The organism is Cupriavidus necator, assembly GCF_040578825.1.
Classification (GTDB): Bacteria; Pseudomonadota; Gammaproteobacteria; order Burkholderiales; family Burkholderiaceae; genus Cupriavidus; species Cupriavidus necator_E.
This window is the reverse complement of record NZ_JBEFLI010000026.1, coordinates 1-19415: the sequence shown is the minus strand read 5'-3', so window position 1 is coordinate 19415 and position 19415 is coordinate 1. Positions and strand designations below refer to the sequence as shown.

19 protein-coding genes and 1 pseudogene are annotated in these 19415 nt (G+C 66.2%); 9 read left to right on the top strand and 11 right to left on the bottom strand.

Annotated features, from left to right (window positions below; genetic code table 11):
- Window positions 1-40: 40 nt before the first annotated feature.
- The 4 genes from boxA to AB1I47_RS14890 form a co-directional block, all read right to left on the bottom strand.
- Window positions 41-1318, bottom strand: coding sequence for a benzoyl-CoA 2,3-epoxidase subunit BoxA (gene boxA, locus AB1I47_RS14905; protein WP_354684516.1), 1278 nt, complete (start codon window positions 1316-1318; stop codon window positions 41-43).
- Window positions 1319-1523: 205 nt separating this feature from the next.
- Window positions 1524-2951 carry a benzoyl-CoA 2,3-epoxidase subunit BoxB gene (gene boxB / locus AB1I47_RS14900; protein WP_354684515.1) on the bottom strand — a complete coding sequence of 476 codons (1428 nt, stop codon included), beginning with the start codon at window positions 2949-2951 and terminating at the stop codon, window positions 1524-1526.
- 45 nt (window positions 2952-2996) lie between these two features.
- Window positions 2997-4655 (bottom strand): 2,3-epoxybenzoyl-CoA dihydrolase, encoded by a 1659-nt coding sequence (gene boxC / locus AB1I47_RS14895; protein ID WP_354684514.1) that lies wholly within the window; start codon window positions 4653-4655, stop codon window positions 2997-2999.
- 159 nt (window positions 4656-4814) lie between these two features.
- Entirely contained in the window at window positions 4815-5777 is a 963-nt protein-coding gene (locus AB1I47_RS14890) for a helix-turn-helix transcriptional regulator (protein WP_354684513.1), read from the bottom strand.
- Between the two features lie 90 nt (window positions 5778-5867).
- Between AB1I47_RS14890 and AB1I47_RS14885 the strand changes: the two genes are divergently transcribed.
- The 4 genes from AB1I47_RS14885 to AB1I47_RS14870 all read left to right on the top strand — a co-directional run bounded on the left by AB1I47_RS14885 (window position 5868) and on the right by AB1I47_RS14870 (window position 10995).
- Window positions 5868-6332 carry a DUF4863 family protein gene (locus AB1I47_RS14885; protein WP_354684512.1) on the top strand — a complete coding sequence of 155 codons (465 nt, stop codon included), beginning with the start codon at window positions 5868-5870 and terminating at the stop codon, window positions 6330-6332.
- A gap of 8 nt (window positions 6333-6340) precedes the next feature.
- Window positions 6341-7888: a 3,4-dehydroadipyl-CoA semialdehyde dehydrogenase gene (locus AB1I47_RS14880; RefSeq protein WP_354684511.1), complete on the top strand. Its 1548-nt coding sequence runs from the start codon at window positions 6341-6343 to the stop codon at window positions 7886-7888.
- 93 nt (window positions 7889-7981) lie between these two features.
- Window positions 7982-9586: a benzoate-CoA ligase family protein gene (locus tag AB1I47_RS14875; protein ID WP_354684510.1), complete on the top strand. Its 1605-nt coding sequence runs from the start codon at window positions 7982-7984 to the stop codon at window positions 9584-9586.
- Window positions 9587-9633: 47 nt separating this feature from the next.
- Complete coding sequence (locus tag AB1I47_RS14870) at window positions 9634-10995, top strand: MFS transporter (RefSeq protein ID WP_354684509.1); 1362 nt, start codon at window positions 9634-9636, stop codon at window positions 10993-10995.
- Window positions 10996-11196: 201 nt separating this feature from the next.
- On the opposite strand, the pseudogene AB1I47_RS14865 reads toward AB1I47_RS14870, so the two are convergent.
- Window positions 11197-11310 (bottom strand): annotated as a pseudogene (locus AB1I47_RS14865) (hydrolase); the annotation flags it as partial.
- Complete coding sequence (locus AB1I47_RS14860) at window positions 11311-11988, bottom strand: isochorismatase family protein (protein ID WP_354684508.1); 678 nt, start codon at window positions 11986-11988, stop codon at window positions 11311-11313.
- Window positions 11989-12137: 149 nt separating this feature from the next.
- Here AB1I47_RS14860 and AB1I47_RS14855 point away from each other — a divergent pair, with 149 nt between their 5' ends.
- From AB1I47_RS14855 to AB1I47_RS14840, 4 genes are all read left to right on the top strand, one after another.
- Entirely contained in the window at window positions 12138-13046 is a 909-nt protein-coding gene (locus AB1I47_RS14855) for a LysR family transcriptional regulator (protein WP_354684507.1), read from the top strand.
- Between the two features lie 443 nt (window positions 13047-13489).
- The gene (locus AB1I47_RS14850) at window positions 13490-13738 is read left to right on the top strand and encodes an isochorismatase (RefSeq protein WP_354684506.1); all 249 of its coding nucleotides are present in this window, start codon (window positions 13490-13492) and stop codon (window positions 13736-13738) included.
- Between the two features lie 73 nt (window positions 13739-13811).
- Window positions 13812-14033, top strand: coding sequence for a translation initiation factor IF-1 (gene infA / locus AB1I47_RS14845; RefSeq protein WP_008646230.1), 222 nt, complete (start codon window positions 13812-13814; stop codon window positions 14031-14033).
- An 84-nt stretch (window positions 14034-14117) separates the two neighbouring features.
- Window positions 14118-14372 (top strand): translation initiation factor 1, encoded by a 255-nt coding sequence (locus AB1I47_RS14840; RefSeq protein WP_354684505.1) that lies wholly within the window; start codon window positions 14118-14120, stop codon window positions 14370-14372.
- Window positions 14373-14417: 45 nt separating this feature from the next.
- On the opposite strand, the gene AB1I47_RS14835 is transcribed toward AB1I47_RS14840, so the two are convergent.
- The 4 genes from AB1I47_RS14835 to AB1I47_RS14820 all read right to left on the bottom strand — a co-directional run bounded on the left by AB1I47_RS14835 (window position 14418) and on the right by AB1I47_RS14820 (window position 15950).
- Window positions 14418-14792 (bottom strand): hypothetical protein, encoded by a 375-nt coding sequence (locus AB1I47_RS14835; protein WP_354684504.1) that lies wholly within the window; start codon window positions 14790-14792, stop codon window positions 14418-14420.
- A 56-nt stretch (window positions 14793-14848) separates the two neighbouring features.
- Window positions 14849-15175: a hypothetical protein gene (locus AB1I47_RS14830; protein WP_354684503.1), complete on the bottom strand. Its 327-nt coding sequence runs from the start codon at window positions 15173-15175 to the stop codon at window positions 14849-14851.
- A gap of 85 nt (window positions 15176-15260) precedes the next feature.
- On the bottom strand, window positions 15261-15563 hold the full coding sequence (locus AB1I47_RS14825) for a hypothetical protein (RefSeq protein ID WP_354684502.1): 303 nt from the start codon (window positions 15561-15563) through the stop codon (window positions 15261-15263).
- A gap of 183 nt (window positions 15564-15746) precedes the next feature.
- Window positions 15747-15950: a cold-shock protein gene (locus AB1I47_RS14820; RefSeq protein ID WP_012356438.1), complete on the bottom strand. Its 204-nt coding sequence runs from the start codon at window positions 15948-15950 to the stop codon at window positions 15747-15749.
- Between the two features lie 336 nt (window positions 15951-16286).
- On the opposite strand from AB1I47_RS14820, the gene AB1I47_RS14815 reads away from it, so the two are divergent.
- On the top strand, window positions 16287-16529 hold the full coding sequence (locus tag AB1I47_RS14815) for a hypothetical protein (RefSeq protein ID WP_354684501.1): 243 nt from the start codon (window positions 16287-16289) through the stop codon (window positions 16527-16529).
- A gap of 130 nt (window positions 16530-16659) precedes the next feature.
- On the opposite strand, the gene AB1I47_RS14810 is transcribed toward AB1I47_RS14815, so the two are convergent.
- Window positions 16660-18897: an NADP-dependent isocitrate dehydrogenase gene (locus tag AB1I47_RS14810; RefSeq protein WP_354684500.1), complete on the bottom strand. Its 2238-nt coding sequence runs from the start codon at window positions 18895-18897 to the stop codon at window positions 16660-16662.
- Between the last annotated feature and the right edge of the window lie 518 nt (window positions 18898-19415).

Below are 19415 nucleotides of genomic sequence, written 5' to 3'. Positions count from 1 at the left end.
GCGCGGGAGAGGGAGCGCGTCTGTGGGAATGGATACCGGCTTAGTACGTTTCCAGATGCAACCGCCCGTCGCGCTTCAGCCCTTCCGCCAGCGACTCCCAATTCAACCCGGCCTGCTGCGCCACATCGCGCAACGCCAGCACCACGCCCTCTTCCATGCTCTTCAACCCGCACACATAGCAGTACGTATCGGGACTCGCCAGCAACGCCGCCAGGTCCGCCGCGCGTTCGCGCATCAGGTCCTGCACATAGCGCTTCGGCTGCCCGGCGGTGCGCGAGAACGCCAGGTTGATGTCGATAAAGTCCTTGGGCAGGTTCTGCAGCGGGCCGAAATAAGGCAGCTCCTCCTGCGTGCGCGCGCCGAAGAACAACATCAGCTTGCCGCCATCGAACTTGCCGGCCTTGCGCAGGCGCCGGCGCCATTCGGTCATGGCCCGCATCGGCGCGCTGCCGGTGCCCGTGCAGATCATCACGATGCTGGAGCGCGGGTGGTTGGGCATCAGGAAACTGGCGCCGAACGGTCCGATCACTTCCACCTTGTCGCCGACCTTGAGGTCGCACATGTAGTTGGAGGCCACGCCGCGCACCGGGTTGCCGTCATGATCCTGCAGCACGCGCTTGATGGTCAGCGACAGGTTGTTGTAGCCGGGACGCTCGCCGTTGCGCGGGCTGGCGATCGAGTACTGGCGCGCATGGTGCGGGCGGCCGCCGGCGTCGGTGCCCGGCGGGACGATGCCGATGGACTGGCCTTCCAGCACCGGGAACGGCGTGGTGCCGAAATCGAGCACGATATGGTGGGTGTCGTACTCGCGGCCGACTTCGGTTACGCGCACATTGCCGGTCACGGTTGCGGTGATGGTCTTGTCCGCGGACTTGGCGCCGTACAGGTTGGTGTAGGCATGCGCGGCGGACCACGGCGGTACGGTGGCGCCGTAGCGGGTGCTGTTGAACACTTCTTCGCCGGTGCCGGCCAGCGGCGATACGGCGGCTTCGGGCGCTGCGGTTTGCACGTCGGCGCCGGGCGCAAGGTCAGCCAGTTGCTCAGGCGACAACTCTTCCGGCAGCGCATCCCAGCCGAACTGTTCTTCGATGCTGTAGGCGCGCAGCCGCGGCATGGCGCGCCAGTTGTCGATCGAGCCCGTCGGGCACGGTGAAATGCAGGCCATGCACAGGTTGCACTTGTCGGCATCGACCACATAGTTGCGTGAATCGTGCGTGATCGCTCCCACCGGGCAGGTGGCTTCGCAGGTGTTGCAGCGGATGCAGATCTCGGGATCGATCAGGTGCTGCTTGATGACTTGAATTTCTGCCATGTCCATGGCGGTCTCCGGATGATTCAGCATGCTTCCAGGGCATAGGGCCTACATCCCTGCCCTCGGTGTTCCCCTCTCCCCTCAGGGGAGAGGGCAGGTGAGGGGTGGTTTAAGCACCGGCGCTTCGTTGAAACTCCCGCCCTCACCCCCGCCCCTCTCCCGCATGCGGGAGAGGGGAGCAAACCGGCAGCGCGGAAAAAAGCCCTGTAGATCAGTTGAAGCGCACGTACTCGAAATCCACCGGCTGGCGGTTGATGCCCATTACCGGCGGCGCGATCCAGTTGGCGAACTTGCCCGGCTCGACCACGCGGCCCATCAGGCTGGCGACAAAGGCGCGGTCGCCTTCGCTGGGCAGCCACTGGTCGCGGAAGTCGCGCCATTCGGCGTCGGAGATCACGCGACCGTCCGGCGATACCTTGACGCCGGCCAGCGCGCCGATATTGCGGTGGAAGGCCTTGTGCGGCACCTTCAGGCGGAACGGGATGCCGGCCTTCTCGATGACCTTGTTCCAGCGCTCCACGCCGCCCATGCTGTCCTTGATGTAGTCGTCGCGCAGCACTTCATTGAGCGCGTTGAGCATCGGCACTTCCTTCTCGGTCAGCTGGCCGTTCTGCGCCTGCAGGATGCGGTAGGTCTGGCCCTTGAGCACGTGGTCGTCCATGCGCTTGCCTTCTTCGTAGCGGCCTTTCAGGCCGGTGCTGTAGAAGGTGGCGGCGTTGCTCGACTCATCGGCGCCGAACAGGTCGATGGTGACGCTGTAGTGGAAGTTCAGGTAGCGCTGCAGCGTCGGCAGGTCGATCACGCCGGCCGCGCGCAGCCTGGCGGGATCGTCGGTCTTGAGTTCGTTCATCACCTGGCAGGTGCGCTGGATCACGCGCGACACGCCGGACTCGCCCACGAACATGTGGTGCGCTTCCTCGGTCAGCATGAACTTGGTGGTGCGCGCCAGCGGATCGAAGGCGCTTTCGGCGAGCGCGCACAGCTGGAACTTGCCGTCGCGGTCGGTGAAGTAGGTGAACATGAAGAACGACAGCCAGTCCGGCGTCTGCTCGTTGAACGCCTGCAGGATGCGGGGATTGTCCTGCTGGCCGCTGCGGCGCTCCAGCAGCGCTTCGCCCTCCTCGCGCCCGTCGCGGCCGAAGTACTTGTGCAGCAGGTAGACCATGGCCCAGAGGTGGCGGCCCTCTTCCACGTTGACCTGGAACAGGTTGCGCAGGTCGTACATGCTGGGGGCGGTGAGGCCCAGGTGGCGCTGCTGCTCGACCGACGCCGGTTCGGTATCGCCCTGCGTCACGATGATGCGGCGCAGGTTGGCGCGGTATTCGCCGGGCACGTCCTGCCAGGCGTCTTCGCCCTTGTGGTCGCCGAAATGGATCTTGCGGTTGGCTTCGGCCGGGTTCAGGAAGATGCCCCAGCGGTAGTCCGGCATCTTGACGTGGCCGAAGTGCGCCCAGCCCTGCGGATCGACGCTGATGGCGGTGCGCAGGTAGATGTCATGGCTGTGCGAGCCTTCCGGGCCCATGTCGTTCCACCAGCTCAGGTAGTTGGGCTGCCACTGCTCGAGCGCGCGCTGCAGGGTGCGGTCTTCGCTCAGGTTGACGTTGTTGGGGATCTTGTCGCTGTAGTTGATGCCGGACATGGTGGTCTCCTTCGTGGGACGATTCGGTTGTCGTGTGAGGCTGGATCAGACGCGGTTCCAGTCGAAGGCGGCCTTGTCGCCCTTGCCGTAGACCTTGAGCGCACCCTTGTCGCCCACCGCGTTGGGACGCTGGAAGATCCAGTTCTGCCACGCGGTCAGGCGGCCGAAGATGCGGGTGAACATGTTTTCCTGGCCGTTGAAGCGCAGGTTGGCTTCCATGCCGGTGAGCGCGTCGGGCGACATCGCCACGCGCTCTTCCAGCGCGATGCGCACTTCGTCGGTCCAGTCGATATCGTCGGGGTTGGCGGTGACGAGGCCCAGCGCGTAGGCGGCATCGGCATCGAGCGGCTGGCCGGCCTTGGCGCGCACGGCATCCAGCGCGGGCTGTTCGTCATAGAAGCGGCGACCCAGGCGGCTCTGGCCGGTGGCCATCGGGTACAGGCCGAAATTGACTTCCGCCACGGTGATCTTCGGCGCGCGCGCCTCGTCGTCCGGCAGCGCCAGGTGGTAGCTGCGGTCGCAGGCCAGCGCCAGTTCCAGGAAGGTGCCGGCGAAACACGATTGCGGCTCGATCAGCGCGAACAGGCTGCGCGACGACACGTCCAGGCGGCTCAGCGTGCGGCGCAGCAGGCCGATGGTCTCGCGCACCAGCCAGTGGTCCTTGTGCGCCAGCAGCGTGGCGTCGTTGGCCAGTACCGCGGCGGCGTCGCCGGCGGTCTTGATCAGCCAGGTGCCGATGTCGAGTTCATTGGTGCGCATCGACAGGATCGCGTCGTCCAGTTCGCGCGCCAGTTGCAGCGGATACCATGCGGCGCCGGTGGCGACGATCTCTTCGATGCTTTGCGGTTGCGCACCGACGGGCGCCTTCACGGTGAAGGTCGCGGTACGGCCGGCGCGATCGATCTCGACCGTCACATGCGTATAGCGCAGCGCATCCGCTTCGATCGTCCGCTCGATCGGCCGGAGCGCCACGCCCTGCGCATCGGCCGGACGATCGCTTTGCGCGGCCAGCGCCAGCGCGCGCTCCTGCACCTTCTGCGCGAACACGGCGGGCTTGGCGATATCGTCGACCAGGCGCCAGTCCTTGGCGCGTTGGCCCCGCACGCCTTCGGTGGTGGTGCAGAAGATATCGGCCAGATCATGGCGCACATGGCGCTTGTCGGTCACCCGGGTCAGGCCGCCGGTGCCGGGGAGCACGCCCAGCAGCGGCACTTCCGGCAGGCTGACGGCCGACGAGCGGTCGTCCACCAGCAGGATCTCGTCGCAGGCCAGCGCCAGTTCATAGCCGCCGCCGGCGCAGGCGCCATTGACCGCGGCCAGGAACTTCAGGCCACTGTGCTGCGAGGAATCCTCGATGCCGTTACGGGTCTCGTTGGTGAACTTGCAGAAGTTGACCTTCCACGCATGGCTGCTGACGCCCAGCATGAAGATATTGGCGCCGGAGCAGAACACCTTGTCCTTGCCGCTGGTGACGACCACGGTGCGCACTTCCGGATGCTCGAAGCGGATGCGGTTGAGCGCATCGTTCAGTTCGATGTCGACGCCGAGGTCGTAGCTGTTGAGCTTGAGCTTGTAGCCAGGACGCAGGCCGGCGTTCTCGTCGATGTCCACCGCCAGCGTGGCGAGGGGGCCCTCGAACTTCAGCTTCAGGTGCTTGTATTGGGAAGGGTCGGTCTGGTAGTCGACGCGGGGGGCGATGGTCACGGCGTTGTCTCCTCTGCGGAACTGCACTATCGTGCATGGACAAGAATCTGGTGAGACGAACTATAGTTCATCAAACAGATTTCCTGCAAGCACTATTGTGCAGATTCCTTGAGAAGTGTCTGCCGCTGCCCACTCTTCCGGTCTATTGCGTTTCAGCCATCACACCGGCATCTGCAGCGCCTTGCGTACCAGCTCGCGCAGCGCGGCAAAGGTCGGCTCCAGCGGCTGTGCACTGGTATTGAGCGAGAACTCCGCCTTGGAATAGAACGCCGCCCGGCCCGCCAGGATATGGCGCAGGTCTTCCATCGCCTCCTTGCTGGCCGCCATTGGCCGGAAGTCGCCCTGCGCGCGCACGCGCTCCATATGGTCTTCGGGGTCGGCCTGCAGCCAGACCGTGGTGCAGTGGGCCAGCAGCAAATTAAAGGTGGCCGGATCCGACACCAGTCCGCCAGGCGTAGCGATCACGGCTTCGGGATAGATCTGGATGGCTTCTTCCACCGCGCGGCGCTCGTAGCGGCGGTAAGCGTTCATGCCGTACAGGCCCTGGATCTCGGCAATGCTGCAGCCGGCAAACTTCTCGATTTCGCGGCTCAGCTCGACAAAGGGAAAGTCGAGATCCTCGGCCAGCATGCCGCCCAGCGTGGTCTTGCCGGCGCCGCGCAGGCCGATCAGCGCCACACGCGGGCTGCGCGCGGCCTGTTCGGCGTTCTCGCCGCCGGTGCCGAGCATTTCGCCGACGGCAATGCGCACGCGCCGCAGCGTGGCTTCATCACGATGTTCCAGCAGCTCACGCAACAGGATCCATTCGGGCGAGGACGTGGTCACGTCGCCGAGCAGGCCGGCCAGCGAGCACTGCAAGGCATCGGCGATGTGCTGCAGCACCAGGATCGAGGCGTTGCCACTGCCATATTCCAGATTGGCCAGGTGGCGCTCCGACACCCCGGCCGCCTGCGCCGCTGCCTTGCGCGTCAGGCCGCGGCGGGCGCGCAGTTCGCGTACGCGCTCGCCCAGCGCGACCAGGAACGGGTTTTTATCCGCGCCATTGGCGGCGGCGACGCCGGCATCATCTTGCAGGTGTTCATCCCGGGTTAACCCAGATTCATGCAATATAGTGCTTGACATGATTTCTCGGTGGTCCTATTTTTCATACATGCACAATAATGCATGACGTCAGCGATAGCAACTGGCGAATCAGACGGAGCCCCCTCACTTATGTCACCGACCGAATTCCGCAGCCAGATCGCGCAGCTCACCGCGCAACTGGCCGGCCGCCCGCTCGATGCCGCACTCGACGCCTGGCTCAATGCCGAGCATGGCGCCGGCAGCCTCACTTATGCAAACCTGAAGCAAGCCTGCCAGGCAGGCGTAGCCGAAGGCTGGCTGTGCGAGCGCGAAGGCGGCGGCATCCGCTACGGCCGCATTTTCAAGCCCGCCGACGACCTGCACGGCTTCTCGGTGGACGTGGTCGACATGCAGGACATTGCCGGCCCGCACCATACCCATCCCAATGGCGAGATCGACCTGATCATGCCGCTCGAAGGCGATGCGCGGTTCGACGGTCGCCCCGCGGGGTGGCTCGTGTGCCCACCGGGCAGCGCCCATCGCCCCACCGTCAGCAACGGCCGCGCGCTGGTGCTCTACCTGCTGCCGGAAGGCCGCATCGACTTCACGCGCTGAGATCCGTCATGACTGAATTGCTTTCCAACTACCTCGGCGGCAAGTGGCAAACCGGCAGCGGTGCCGGCACGGCGCTGTTCGACCCGGTGCTGGGCGATGAGCTGGTGCGCGTCGATGCCACCGGGCTGGACCTTGCGGCGGGCTTTGCCTTTGCGCGCGAACAAGGTGGCGCGGCACTGCGCGCGCTGAACTACCGCCAGCGTGCGGCGCTGCTGGCCGATGTGGTCAAGGTGCTGCAGGCCAACCGCGATGCGTACTACGAGATTGCCACCGCCAACAGCGGCACGGTGAAGAACGATTCGGCAGTCGATATCGATGGCGGCATCTTCACGCTGGGCACTTATGCGAAGCTGGGCGACACGCTCGGTGACCGGCATTACCTGCTTGATGGCGAGGCCGCGCGCCTTGGCAAGGATCCGCTGTTCCAGTCGCAGCATGTGCTGGTGCCCACGCGCGGCGTGGCGCTGTTGATCAATGCCTTTAACTTTCCGAGCTGGGGGTTGTGGGAGAAGGCCGCGCCCGCATTGCTGGCGGGCGTGCCGGTGATCGTCAAACCCGCCACGGCAACCGCATGGCTGACGCAGCGCATGGTGCGCGACGTGGTCGAGGCTGGCGTGCTGCCGGCCGGGGCGCTGTCGGTGGTGTGCGGCAGCTCGGCCGGGTTGCTCGATCAGCTGCAACCGTTCGATGTGGTGTCGTTCACCGGATCGGCCGATACGGCTGCCGTGATCCGCTCGCATCCGGCCATCGCACAACGCTCGGTGCGCGTGAATATCGAGGCCGACAGCATCAACTCCGCGGTGCTGCTGCCGCAGGACGGCTCCGACAGCGCCGCCTTCGACCTGCTGGTCAAGGAAGTGGTGCGCGAGATGACGGTCAAGTCGGGCCAGAAATGCACCGCGATCCGGCGCGTGTTCGTGCCCGATGCGCTGTATGGGCAGGCCGCCGAAGCGATCGGCGCGCGCTTGTCCAAGGTAACCGTCGGCAATCCCCGCAGCGACACGGTGCGCATGGGCGCGCTGGTCAGCCGCGCGCAGTTCCGTGCCGTGCAAGCGGGCCTGGAGAACCTGCGCCAGCACGCGCAGGTGCTGCATGACGGCACGCGGCAGCCGCTGGTCGATGCCGATGCCGCCGTGGCCTGCTGCCTCGGCCCGGCGCTGTTTGGCGTCACCGATGCCGACGCCGCCGATGTCGTCCACGACACCGAAGTGTTCGGCCCGGTCGCCACGCTGCTGCCCTATCGCGATACCGCCCACGCGCTGTCGCTGGTGCGCCGCGGCCAGGGCTCGCTGGTGGCATCGCTCTATGGCAGCGATGCTGCCGCGCTGGGCGCCGCCGCGGTGGAGCTGGCCGACAGCCACGGCCGCGTCCATGTGATCTCGCCCGACGTGGCGCAACTCCACACCGGCCACGGCAACGTGATGCCGCAATCGCTGCACGGCGGCCCCGGCCGCGCCGGCGGCGGCGAAGAACTGGGCGGCCTGCGCGCGCTGAACTTCTATCACCGGCGCAGCGCGATCCAGGCCAGCACCGCGGTGCTCGGCGGCCTCGCCTGAGCGACCTGGCCCCAGCCTCCACATCCGCGCGCCGCCACGTCCGCATGGCGGCACGCAGCACACGCACCGTACACCAGAAACGGGGAGACACGCATGACCGCCACGACTGCTGAACGCACCGTCCAGCCACCGGGCACGCCTTTCAACTTTGCCGCATACCTGCTCGCAGGCAATACGCAGCGCGCCGGCAAGACTGCCTATATCGATGACGACGGCCAGCTCACCTACGGCGAACTTGACCAACAGGTGCGCCGCATGGCCGCCGCACTGCTCGGCGCCGGCATCCGCCGCGAGGAGCGGGTGCTGCTGCTGATGCACGACTGCAGCGACTGGCCGGTGTGCTTCCTCGGGGCGATGTACGCGGGCATCGTGCCCGTGGCCGTCAACACGCTGCTGACCGCCGACGACTACGCCTACATGCTGCAGCACAGCCGCGCGCAGGCGGTGCTGGTGTCGGGCGCGCTGCTGCCGGTGCTGCAGGATGCGCTGGCGCGCCCCGATCACGAAGTCAGGCAGGTGTTCGTGTCGCGCGCGCACGGCGCCGTGCCCGACGGCATGGTCGGACTGGATGCGGTGCTTGCCGCGCAAATGCCGCTGGCGGAACCTGCCGCCACCAGCGCGGACGACCCCGGCTTCTGGCTCTACTCGTCCGGCTCGACCGGCAAGCCCAAGGGCGTGGTGCACAGCCACGGTAATCCGTACTGGACCGCGGCACTGTATGCGGGACCGGTGCTGGGCCTGCACGAGCAGGACATCTGTTTTTCCGCGGCCAAGCTGTACTTTGCCTACGGGCTTGGCAACGGCCTGAGCTTTCCGCTCAGCGTGGGCGCAACGGTAGTGCTGATGGCCGAGCGGCCCACGCCGGAAGCCACCTTCCGCCGCTGGCGCGAGCAAAAGCCGACCGTGTTCTTCGGCGCGCCCACAGGCTACGCCGGCATGCTGGCGTCGCCGGCGCTGCCCGCGCGCGGCGAGGTAGCGCTGCGGCTGTGCTCGTCCGCGGGCGAAGCCTTGCCCGCCGACATCGGCCAGCGCTTCACCGCGCATTTCGGCTGCGAGATCATCGACGGCATCGGCTCCACCGAGATGCTGCATATCTTCCTGTCCAACCGCCCCGGCCAGGTGCGCTACGGCACCACCGGCTGGCCGGTGCCGGGCTACGCCATCGAACTGCGCGACGAAGAAGGCCGCGCGGTGCCCGATGGCGAGATCGGCGAACTCTATATCCAGGGGCCCAGCGCCGCGATGATGTACTGGGCCAACCGCGAGAAATCGCGCGAGACCTTCCGCGGCGGCTGGACCAGGAGCGGCGACAAGTACCTGCGCAATCCCGACGGCAGCTACAGCTACGCCGGGCGCAGCGACGACATGCTCAAGGTCAGCGGCATCTACGTATCGCCGTTCGAGGTGGAGGCCACGCTGGTGCAGCACCCCGCCGTGCTGGAAGCCGCGGTAATCGGCGTGCCGGATCATGAAGGGCTGCTCAAGACCAAGGCCTTCGTGGTGCTGAAGGCCGGCGCGCAGCTAGGCGATGGCGAGCTGAAGACCTTCGTCAAGGAGCGCCTGGCCCCCTACAAGTACCCGCGTGCGATCGAGTTTGTCGAGACACTGCCCAAGACCGCCACGGGCAAGATCCAGCGCTTCGTCTTGCGCGAGCGCGAACTGAAGGCCGCCGAAGAGCGCGCCGCCGCGGTGGCATGACCGGCAACGCCGGCCGCCCCGCCATACCACCATACCGGAGACAAACCATGCGTCATATCGATGTCCACAAGCTGGCCGACGAGGCCCGCTTCAACCGCTTCCACGCGCTCATCCTGTTCTGGTGCGCGCTGATCATCATCTTCGACGGCTATGACCTGGCCGTGGCCGGCATCGCGCTGCCATCGATCATGAAACAGATGGGCGTGACCGCCACCAGCGCGGGCTTTATGGTCAGCTCGGCGCTGTTCGGCATGATGTTCGGCGCGATTTTCCTCGGCACCGTGGCCGACCGCATCGGCCGCCGGCGCGCGATCGCCATCTGCATTGCGCTGTTCAGTATCTTCACCGCGGCGGCGGGCTTTACCAGCGACCCGGTGACATTCAGCATCACGCGCTTTCTCGCAGGGCTGGGCATCGGCGGCGTGATGCCCAACGTGGTGGCGCAGATGACCGAGTACTCGCCGCGCAAGCTGCGCGGCACACTGGTGACGCTGATGTTCAGCGGCTATTCGGTCGGCGGCATGCTGGCCGCGCTGCTGGGCAAGGGACTGATCGAGAGCTATGGCTGGCAGTCGGTGTTTCTTGCCGCGGGCCTGCCGGTGCTGATGATCCCGCTGGTGCTGCGCTCGCTGCCGGAGTCGATGCCTTACCTGATCCGCACCGGCCAGACCGCTGCGCTGCAGTCAGTGGTGTCGCGGCTGGTGCCGTCGTACCGCGCGCAGGCCGGCGACGTGTTCACGCTGGCCGCTGACGACAAGGCCGGCAGCGCGCCGATCCGCCGCCTGTTCCAGGACGGCCGCGGCTTCAGCACGGTGATGTTCTGGGTGGCGTTTTTTATGTGCCTGTTTATGGTGTACGCGCTCAGCTCGTGGCTGACCAAGCTGATGGCCGGTGCCGGCTACAGCCTGGGCTCGGCGCTGACCTTCGTGCTGGTGCTGAACTTCGGCGCGATGATCGGTGCGATCGGTGGCGGCTGGCTGGCGGACCGGCTGCCGATCAAGTACGTGCTGATCGGCATGTACTCGCTCGCCGCGGTGTCGATCACGCTGCTGGGATATCCGATGCCGAGTGCCGCGCTGTTTGTCGTGGTGGGGCTGGCCGGTGCCTCGACCATCGGCACGCAGATCGTTACCTATGCGTACGCGGGGCAGTTCTATCCGATGGCGGTGCGCGGCACCGGCATCGGCTGGGCCTCGGGCGTGGGCCGCAGCGGCGCAATCCTGGCGCCGATCGTGATCGGCGTTCTTGTGGGGATGTCGCTGCCGTTGCAGCAGAACTTCATGGCGATCGCGATTCCGGCAGTGATTGCGGTGCTGGCGGTGTCGCTGATTGACAATCGGAGGTCGGCGTCGGCGCAGGCGGGGATTAGCGCGGCGCCTGTGCCTGTGGCTGCGGTAAAGGAGGCTTGAGCGAAGCGAAATCGCTTTCTCTGCCACCAACCGGTCCCCGCTCCCACTTGTGGGAGAGGGCTAGGGTGAGGGTCGGGCCTTCGCGGACCAAGGTGTTGCGTCGTAGCAGACATGCCTGCCCTCACCCCCTGCCCCTCTCTCGCAAGCGTGAGAGGGGAGCAAACCGGCGGCACGCTATGCCGTGTCGCTGTATGCTGTATGGCCGTCCTCGAAGCTGGTGGTCAGGATAGTCGGCAGCTTGAAGTACTTGGCGAGGTCGGCCAGTGCCAGCACGTTGTTCTTGAACTTGTCCGGCTCGATGTCCCGCACGAGGGATCAGCGCTGCGAATCCAGCACCTCGTGCTTCTTCTCAACTTCCTGCGCCTTGGTATAGCTTTCGATCAACAGGCGGTACGCCGGGAAGATCTGCGTATAAACCTCGGCCCATTGCTGCGCATCCGGACGGTTCCACGTCTGCTGCAGCTCAGAGGCCACAGCGGCGGTATCCATCGGCACCACACCAGCCTGCACGATGCGCGCGAGCGTGATTTCCTGCGCCATCTTGGAATACGTGCCCGACGCATCGATCACCGCGAACACCTTGTAGCCATCGGCCACCGCGCTGATCGACGGGAACGCCATGCACACGCTGGTGATGGTGCCGGCAATGATCAGCGTCTTGCGGCCAGTCTCGCGCACCGCGGCGACAAAGTCGGGGTTGTCCCAGGCATTGATCTCGCCCTTGCGCGCGACGTACTTTGCGTGCGGCGCGTTTTCGTGGATCTCCGGGATCAGCGGGCCGTTGGGGCCCTGCGGCACTGACGCCGTGGTGATCACCGGCAGCTTGCACAGCGTGGCCATCTTTGCCAGCGCGGCAGCGCGGGCGCGCAGTTCCGGCATCGGCATGTCGCCCACGGTCTGGAACAGGCCGCTCTGGTGGTCGATCAGCAGCATGGCCGTATCGGCGGGGTCAAGCACGGGGCGGTTGCCGTCGAAATTGGCGGGAGTAGTCATTGCGCATTCTCCTTGGCAGAGGTTGACGATCCGTCGGCTCCGGCAGTGCGGTGCCGACCGTGGCAAAAGCTTAGGTCTTGGCAGAACACCCCGCTAGGCCGGAAAATCGGCCCTCAGCGTCCTACTGACAGGACGACAGGAGCCCGGCCTTGCATCCAGACCTCAATGACCTGTACTACTTCGCGCAGGTGGTCGACCATCAGGGCTTTGCGCCCGCGGGCCGCGTGCTTGGCATCCCCAAGTCCAAGCTCAGCCGGCGCGTGGCGCTGCTGGAAGAGCGGCTGGGCGTGCGGCTGATCCAGCGCTCGACGCGCCGCTTCTCGGTGACCGAGCTGGGCCAGACCTACTACGCGCACTGCAAGGCGATGCTGGTGGAAGCGGAGGCGGCGGAGAGCGCGATCGAGCGCACGCGCGCCGAGCCCAGCGGGCTGGTGCGCATGACCTGCCCCGTGGCGCTGCTGCATACGCGCGTGGGCGACATGATCGCGGACTTCCTGGCGGCAAACCCCAAGGTCACGGTGCATCTGGAGGCCACCAACCGGCGTGTCGACGTGGTTGCCGAAGGGGTGGACCTGGCGATCCGCGTGCGGGTGCCGCCACTGGAGGACAGCGACCTGGTGATGCGCGTGCTGGCCGAGCGCGCCTGGTGCATCGTGGCCAGTCCGTCGCTGATGGCGGGACGCGGCACGGTGTCCGCGCCGGCGGACCTCAATGCGCTGCCGACGCTGGACTCGGGCCCGCCGCGCGCGCTGCACACCTGGTCGCTGCAGGGCCCCGACGGCGCCAGCGCCGAGCTGCCCCACAAGCCGCGGCTGGTCACCGACGACATGATCATGCTGCGCGCCGCCGCGCTCGCCGGTGCCGGCATCGTGCAGTTGCCGACGATGATGGTCAGCGACGAGCTGCGCAGCGGCCGGCTGGTGAAGATCCTGCCGGGTTGGTCGGTCAAGGGCGGCATGATCCACGCCGTGTTCCCCTCGCGCCGTGGCCTGCTGCCATCGGTGCGCGAGCTGATCGATTTCCTGACCGTGCGCTTTGCGCAGATCCGCGAAGACTGAGCCACGCACAGGGCACCGCTACAGGGGCAGCGCCCGTCACCCGGGCAGGAAAGCGCCCTACGTGGTATCATCGGCCTTCCTCCGCACGGATCGGCAGCACGCCCGACCCCGTTGCGTCAGCCGCGGAACACCCCAACAAGACATACAGCCGCGGCAAATCGGGGAAGTACACCCGATTCTTCACGGGCCGGATCGACGACACGATTCACGATTGGCCCACCACCCTTTCCGACCGGCGGCACGTCCGCTCCGCAACGATCGCGCCTGTACCTGGCGTATCGGCTTGCGCAGGCATGGTCCACTTCACGCCAGACTCCCCGCCCGCGCCTCGCGCCGGCCACGACGCTGGCCTACAGCAACGGCGAACGGTCGCCACCTTGCGCCGCATGCATCGCACCGATGCACCGCGCCGCGCGCGGCCGCGCCCATGAACAGGCAACACATTGAAGCAAAGCAACCAACACCTCAGCCATCACCGCAGTCACAGCCCGTACACCGTTTCCGTCTATCCGATCCAGCAGGAACCCGGCCTCTGGTTCGCGACCTACATGATCGCGGAGTACCGCAACGGCGCCGAGCGCATCGTTGCCAACGTGGCCATGCGCCACGATACGCACCGCTCCGAAGCGCGCGCCAGGCAGGCGGCACGCCGTGCCGGCGAACATGCCGCGGCGCGCCTGCGCCAGCAGTAAGCACCCTCACCTGGCCGGCAAGGCCATCACAACAGCTCGCGCCATGCCGGCGCGGCTACAGCAAGGAGCCTCCTTGGCAAAAGAAGAACTGGTCGAATTTGGCGGCAAGGTATCCGAAGTCCTGCCCGACAACCGTTTCCGCGTGATCCTGGAAAACGGCTTTGAAGTCTGGGCGTATTCGTCCGGGCGACTGAAGAAGAACCGCATCCGCGTGCTGGCCGGTGACCGCGTCACGCTGGAGATGTCGCCGTACGACCTCACCAAGGGACGCATCAATTACCGGCACAAGTCGTAAGCCGGCGCGTCCTCGTCCTGGCATGCGCCGCGCCGGCGCGTGCCGTCCCGCAACGATTCATCTCTCAGCAAAGGAGAACCGATCATGTCCGTCATCGAAGAATGGGAAGCCATGCACCTGACGCCGGAAGGCTGGCAGGAAGGCAGCTACCGGCATGCACCGTGGCGAGCGGTGGAAGTGCCGCCGCCCGCGGCCGGCGTGCTGACCGTCAGGCGTCATGTGACGGCCACCTATTGCGGGCCGTCGCGCGCGGTGGAAGACCGCACCCCCGAAATCGCCGACATGGCGCTGATCGAAGCGCTGCTGGAGCGCCACGGCGCCCCGGTGTTCAAGATCTGATATTCGGCAGTCAGGTAAGATAGCGTGGCCGTTGCGGCCGGCGCCTTACCCAAGCACGCGCACATGCGGCCGGGCCGTCCTGAGCCCCGCGCCGACCGTCCTCAGCTCGCCGTCCCATGGCACGGCAGCGAGGTCGAGCACATAGTCGCCCTCGCGCGCCTTGTCATGAAGCTGGTCGCGCACCACCTGGCCGATGGCCAGGCGGCACAGCGCCTCGCCACTGGCGGCTAGCTGGCCCTGCAATGCGCCGGGCTCGGCAAGCACGCCGAACGACCTCCGCCCCACGCCCACGAAGCTGGTGAACAGCACGCCGGTAGGACGTTCCGCATCGATAAAGCAGACTGCCACGTGATAGGTGATGCCTTTGCCCTCGCCGGGCAACGTGCACAGAAAACCGGATGATCCCGTACGCATGTCCATGAACGGACTCCTTGCAGTCTGACGGATGCTCTGTTGCCGCGTGACAGCCGGCGCCGCTACAGCGTCGCCACCGACTCCCCTGCAACCAGCCCGTTGATGATGTCTTCGCCGAACTGCAGCGCGCCGCGCCGCGCGGTGCCGATGTTCTCCCAGCGGGCCTCGGCCATGGGAAACACGCGTGCATGATCGCCGCCGGGGCGATAGCCTTCACGGCAGATCACGATCGATGCGAGGAAACTGCTGTCGGGGCGGGTGCGGGGCCAGGTCTGCTCGGGCCGGTGGCGGTAGACCAGCGGATAAAGGTCAAAACCCTTGTAGCTGGCAAACGGCGTGCTGCCGGGGATATTGTTGCCGGGACTGCGGCTCGGACTACTGTCGCTCACGGCGGCTCCATGCGGCATCGTGCCGCGCTGATGAAAAAGGTTGTTCAATGGCGCCGGAACACCGGCACCAGCGCGTGACAGACGCTCAGGGCGTCATCGGCATGGCGGCCGCTGCCACCGACATCCCCGGCACCGTGCCGTTGATGATGGCCTCGGCATAGCGCAGCGCGCCGCGGCGCGCGCCACCGACGTTGTCCCAGGGCGCCGCTTGCAGGCGGAACGTACGCGCCTGGGCGCCTTCGGGCGATTCGCCCTCGGCGCAGATCACCACCGCGGCATCGAACGAACGGTCGGGCCGCGGTTCGGGCCATACGCGGGTGACGGCATGCTTGTAGACCAGGGGATAAAGGTCATATCCCTTGTAAGTCGCAGCTGGATAGATATCCATGGCAGCCTCCGCCGTCTTGGTGGTGTTGCTCCCACTCTACGCCTGTTGCCGGGCCCGCAGTGGCTTTATTTCACCATCGCGGGAAATCGCGGCAAATGGCGGGAACAGAAAGAAAAAAGCTCCGCCAAAGCGGAGCTTTTTCTCATTGCACTGGCGCCGTGGCGCTCAGTTCAGGCGTACGACTCAGATCGGCTCGATCTTGGTCGCGGCCGGGCCCTTTTGGCCAACGCCGGCGACGTAGCGAACCTTCTGGCCTTCTGCCAGCGACTTGAAGCCGCTGCCTTGAATTTCGGAGAAGTGCGCGAACAGGTCGTTGCCGCCTGCATCAGGCGTAATGAAGCCAAAACCCTTCGAATCGTTGAACCACTTGACGGTACCGGTTTCCATGTTGGATTCCTCAATAATTGTTTCTCGCCCGACAAAAGCGTCGGGAAGGCATGACGATCAAGGAAGACACAAGGAGAAAAAGTGGCGCCGTGTGGGCAAGCACCTGGACTTCTAGGTTGCTGCTTGATTGATCCTGCACTCACACTTATACAGGTGCCTCCCCCACCGTGTCAACGAACTTCGCCGAATCGGCAGAAAACAGTGCGTAATGTGCGGGTTGAGGGTTGTGGCAACGGCGCGCTGGCGCACGTGCGCATGCGTAGCGCATATCGGGGCTTGCAGCGAGCCGCCAAGCATACGCGTGCTACAGTGGCCCATCAAACGGATCAGATACGGATGACACTCTGCACTGCCTGCCAGGCCATCGAACTTCACCTGCGCGGTGCGCCCGGGCACGCGGCGCTGCGCATCACCGATACCCAGCGTATCAAGCCGCCGGGCAAGGCCGCGGTCACCATCAGCACCTTTGTGTGCCAGGACTGCGACACGCGATGGACCTATCGCGACCAGAAGACCGGGTCCGAACAGGGCTGGCAGATGCAAAGCGAAGCGGAACCCCCGCCAACGGCGCCGCAATAAAAAACCCCGGACCTTGCAGCGCCTGCCTGCCGATCAACCGGCAAGGCAAGGCACAGGCATGGGCCCGGGGTTGTGATCAGCCAGCCGGCCTTGCGGGCCGGGCCGATCAGGCTGCAGCTCAGGTTGCCAATCAGGCAGCCACGGCGGCCAGCGCGGCGTTCAGCGTCTGGCTCGGGCGCATCGCGGCGCTGAGCTTGGCGGCGTCCGGCTGGTAGTAGCCACCGATGTCGACCGGCTTGCCTTGCACCGCGGCCAGTTCGGCCACGATGTTCTGCTCGTTGTCGGTCAGCGTCTTGGCCAGCGGCGCGAACCTGGCAGCCAGTTCCGCGTCGTCCGACTGGGCGGCGAGTTCCTGCGCCCAGTACATCGCCAGGTAGAACTGGCTGCCGCGGTTGTCCAGCTCGCCGGTCTTCGGCGACGGGCTCTTGTTGTTGTCGAGCAGCTTGCCGGTGGCGGCATCCAGCGTCTTGGCCAGGATCTTGGCGCGGGCGTTGCCGGTCTTGATGCCGACATCTTCCAGCGACACCGCCAGCGCCAGGAACTCGCCCAGCGAATCCCAGCGCAGGTGGTTCTCTTCCACCAGCTGCTTGACGTGCTTCGGCGCCGAGCCGCCGGCGCCGGTTTCATACATGCCGCCGCCGGCCATCAGCGGAACGATCGACAGCATCTTGGCGCTGGTGCCCAGTTCCATGATCGGGAACAGGTCGGTCAGGTAGTCGCGCAGGATGTTGCCGGTCACCGAGATGGTGTCCAGGCCGCGGATCACGCGCTCCAGCGTGTAGCGCATGGCGCGCACCTGCGACATGATCTGGATGTCCAGGCCGCTGGTGTCGTAGTCCTTCAGGTAGGCCTCGACCTTCTTGATCAGCTCGGCCTCGTGCGGACGGTACGGGTCCAGCCAGAACACGGCCGGCATGCCCGAGTTGCGCGCGCGCGTGACGGCCAGCTTGACCCAGTCGCGGATCGGCGCGTCCTTGACCTGGCACATGCGCCAGATGTCGCCCTGCTCGACGTTCTGCGTCAGCAGCACTTCATTGGTGGCCAGGTCGACGATGTTGGCAACGCCGTCTTCGGTGATCTCGAAGGTCTTGTCGTGCGAGCCGTACTCTTCGGCCTTCTGCGCCATCAGCCCGACGTTGGGCACGGTGCCCATGGTGGTCGGGTCGAAATTGCCGTTGGTCTTGCAGAAGTTGATGATCTCCTGGTAGATGCGGGCAAAGGTGCTTTCCGGGATCACGGCCTTGGTGTCCTTCGGACGGCCGTCGGCGCCCCACATCTTGCCGCCGATGCGGATCATGGCCGGCATCGACGCATCGACGATCACGTCGTTCGGCGCGTGCAGGTTGGAGATGCCCTTGGCCGAATCCACCATCGCCAGTTCCGGGCGATGCTCGTGGCAGGCGTGCAGGTCGCGGATGATCTCTTCGCGCTTGGAGCTGGGCAGCGACTCGATCTTCTCATACAGGTTGACCAGGCCGTTGTTGACGTTCACGCCCAGTTCGTCGAACAGCGCGCCGTGCTTGGCGAAGGCTTCCTTGTAGAAGATCTTGACGGCGTGGCCGAACACGATCGGGTGCGACACCTTCATCATGGTCGCCTTGACGTGCAGCGACAGCATCACGCCGGTCTTGCGGGCGTCTTCGAACTGCTCTTCATAGAAGGCGCACAGGGCCTTCTTGCTCATGAACATGCTGTCGATGATCTCGCCGTCCTGCAGCGAGACCTTGGGCTTGAGCACGATGGTCTTGCCGCTCTTGGTGACCAGTTCCATCTTGACGTCGCGCGCCTTGTCCAGGGTCATGGACTTTTCGCCGTGGTAGAAGTCGCCGTGCTTCATGTGCGCCACGTGCGTGCGCGAGGCCATGCTCCACTCGCCCATGCTGTGCGGGTGCTTGCGCGCGAAGTTCTTGACGGCGGCCGGGGCGCGGCGGTCGGAGTTGCCTTCGCGCAGCACCGGGTTCACGGCCGAGCCCAGGCACTTGGAATAGCGCTTCTGGATGGCCTTCTCTTCGTCGTTCTTCGGGTCTTCCGGATAGTCCGGCACCTTGTAGCCCTTGCCCTGCAGTTCGCGGATGGCGCTGACCAGCTGGTGCACCGAGGCACTGATGTTCGGCAGCTTGATGATGTTGGTATCCGGCAGCTGCGTCAGCTTGCCCAGCTCGGCCAGGTTGTCCGGCACGCGCTGCGCTTCGGTCAGGAATTCGGGGAACTCGCCCAGGATGCGGCCCGCCACCGAGATGTCGCTGGTGGTGACGTTGATGCCGGCGGGCTTGGTAAAGGTCTGGATAATCGGGAGGAACGCACTGGTCGCCAGCAGCGGAGCTTCGTCGGTCAGCGTGTAGATGATGGTGGGTTGCTGGGTACTCATTGCTTCTCTCAGATCCTCGAACGGTGGGGGGATATCCGCCTGCTGGGTCACAGCAGGGCAGCAAACTAGGCGAAAAATAGAATTTTGCCTCAGTTTGCTTTCAGGAGTCTGAAAACCCGGCTGCTGCGGCCGGCAATCGGGCAAAAAACGGGCACCGGCGTTCGCATCCGGCCGGTCAGGCGGCTCGTTGCACCGTAAAGGTGCACCCCATGAATCACAATGGGGCGTGGGGGGGGGGGGGGGGCGGGGGGGGTGGGGGGGGGGGGCGGGGGGGGGTGGGGGGGGGGGGGGGGGGGGGGGGGGCGCGGCGCCGGGGGGGGGGGGGGGGGGGGGGCCCCCCCCGCGCCCCCCCGCGCGGGCGCGGGGGGGGGGGGGGGGGGGGGGGGGGGGGGGGGGGGGGGCGGCCCCGCGGGGGGGGGGGGGGCGGGGCGCCCCCGCGGCGGGGGGGGGGGGGGGGGGCGCCGCCCCCCCCCCCCCCGCGCCGGGGGGGGCGCGGGGGGCGCGGGGGGCGGGGGGGG

What these genes read in the sequence shown, in the direction of transcription:
- boxA (WP_354684516.1), bottom strand. Translation starts at nt 1,318, where the DNA reads ATGGACATGGCAGAAATTCAAGTCATCAAGCAGCACCTGATCGATCCC.
- boxB (WP_354684515.1), bottom strand. Translation starts at nt 2,951, where the DNA reads ATGTCCGGCATCAACTACAGCGACAAGATCCCCAACAACGTCAACCTG.
- AB1I47_RS14810 (WP_354684500.1), bottom strand. Translation starts at nt 18,897, where the DNA reads ATGAGTACCCAGCAACCCACCATCATCTACACGCTGACCGACGAAGCT.
- AB1I47_RS14885 (WP_354684512.1), top strand. Translation starts at nt 5,868, where the DNA reads ATGTCACCGACCGAATTCCGCAGCCAGATCGCGCAGCTCACCGCGCAA.
- AB1I47_RS14870 (WP_354684509.1), top strand. Translation starts at nt 9,634, where the DNA reads ATGCGTCATATCGATGTCCACAAGCTGGCCGACGAGGCCCGCTTCAAC.
- AB1I47_RS14815 (WP_354684501.1), top strand. Translation starts at nt 16,287, where the DNA reads ATGACACTCTGCACTGCCTGCCAGGCCATCGAACTTCACCTGCGCGGT.
- AB1I47_RS14860 (WP_354684508.1), bottom strand. Translation starts at nt 11,988, where the DNA reads ATGACTACTCCCGCCAATTTCGACGGCAACCGCCCCGTGCTTGACCCC.
- AB1I47_RS14890 (WP_354684513.1), bottom strand. Translation starts at nt 5,777, where the DNA reads ATGTCAAGCACTATATTGCATGAATCTGGGTTAACCCGGGATGAACAC.
- AB1I47_RS14820 (WP_012356438.1), bottom strand. Translation starts at nt 15,950, where the DNA reads ATGGAAACCGGTACCGTCAAGTGGTTCAACGATTCGAAGGGTTTTGGC.
- AB1I47_RS14840 (WP_354684505.1), top strand. Translation starts at nt 14,118, where the DNA reads ATGTCCGTCATCGAAGAATGGGAAGCCATGCACCTGACGCCGGAAGGC.
- AB1I47_RS14880 (WP_354684511.1), top strand. Translation starts at nt 6,341, where the DNA reads ATGACTGAATTGCTTTCCAACTACCTCGGCGGCAAGTGGCAAACCGGC.
- AB1I47_RS14835 (WP_354684504.1), bottom strand. Translation starts at nt 14,792, where the DNA reads ATGGACATGCGTACGGGATCATCCGGTTTTCTGTGCACGTTGCCCGGC.
- AB1I47_RS14875 (WP_354684510.1), top strand. Translation starts at nt 7,982, where the DNA reads ATGACCGCCACGACTGCTGAACGCACCGTCCAGCCACCGGGCACGCCT.
- AB1I47_RS14825 (WP_354684502.1), bottom strand. Translation starts at nt 15,563, where the DNA reads ATGGATATCTATCCAGCTGCGACTTACAAGGGATATGACCTTTATCCC.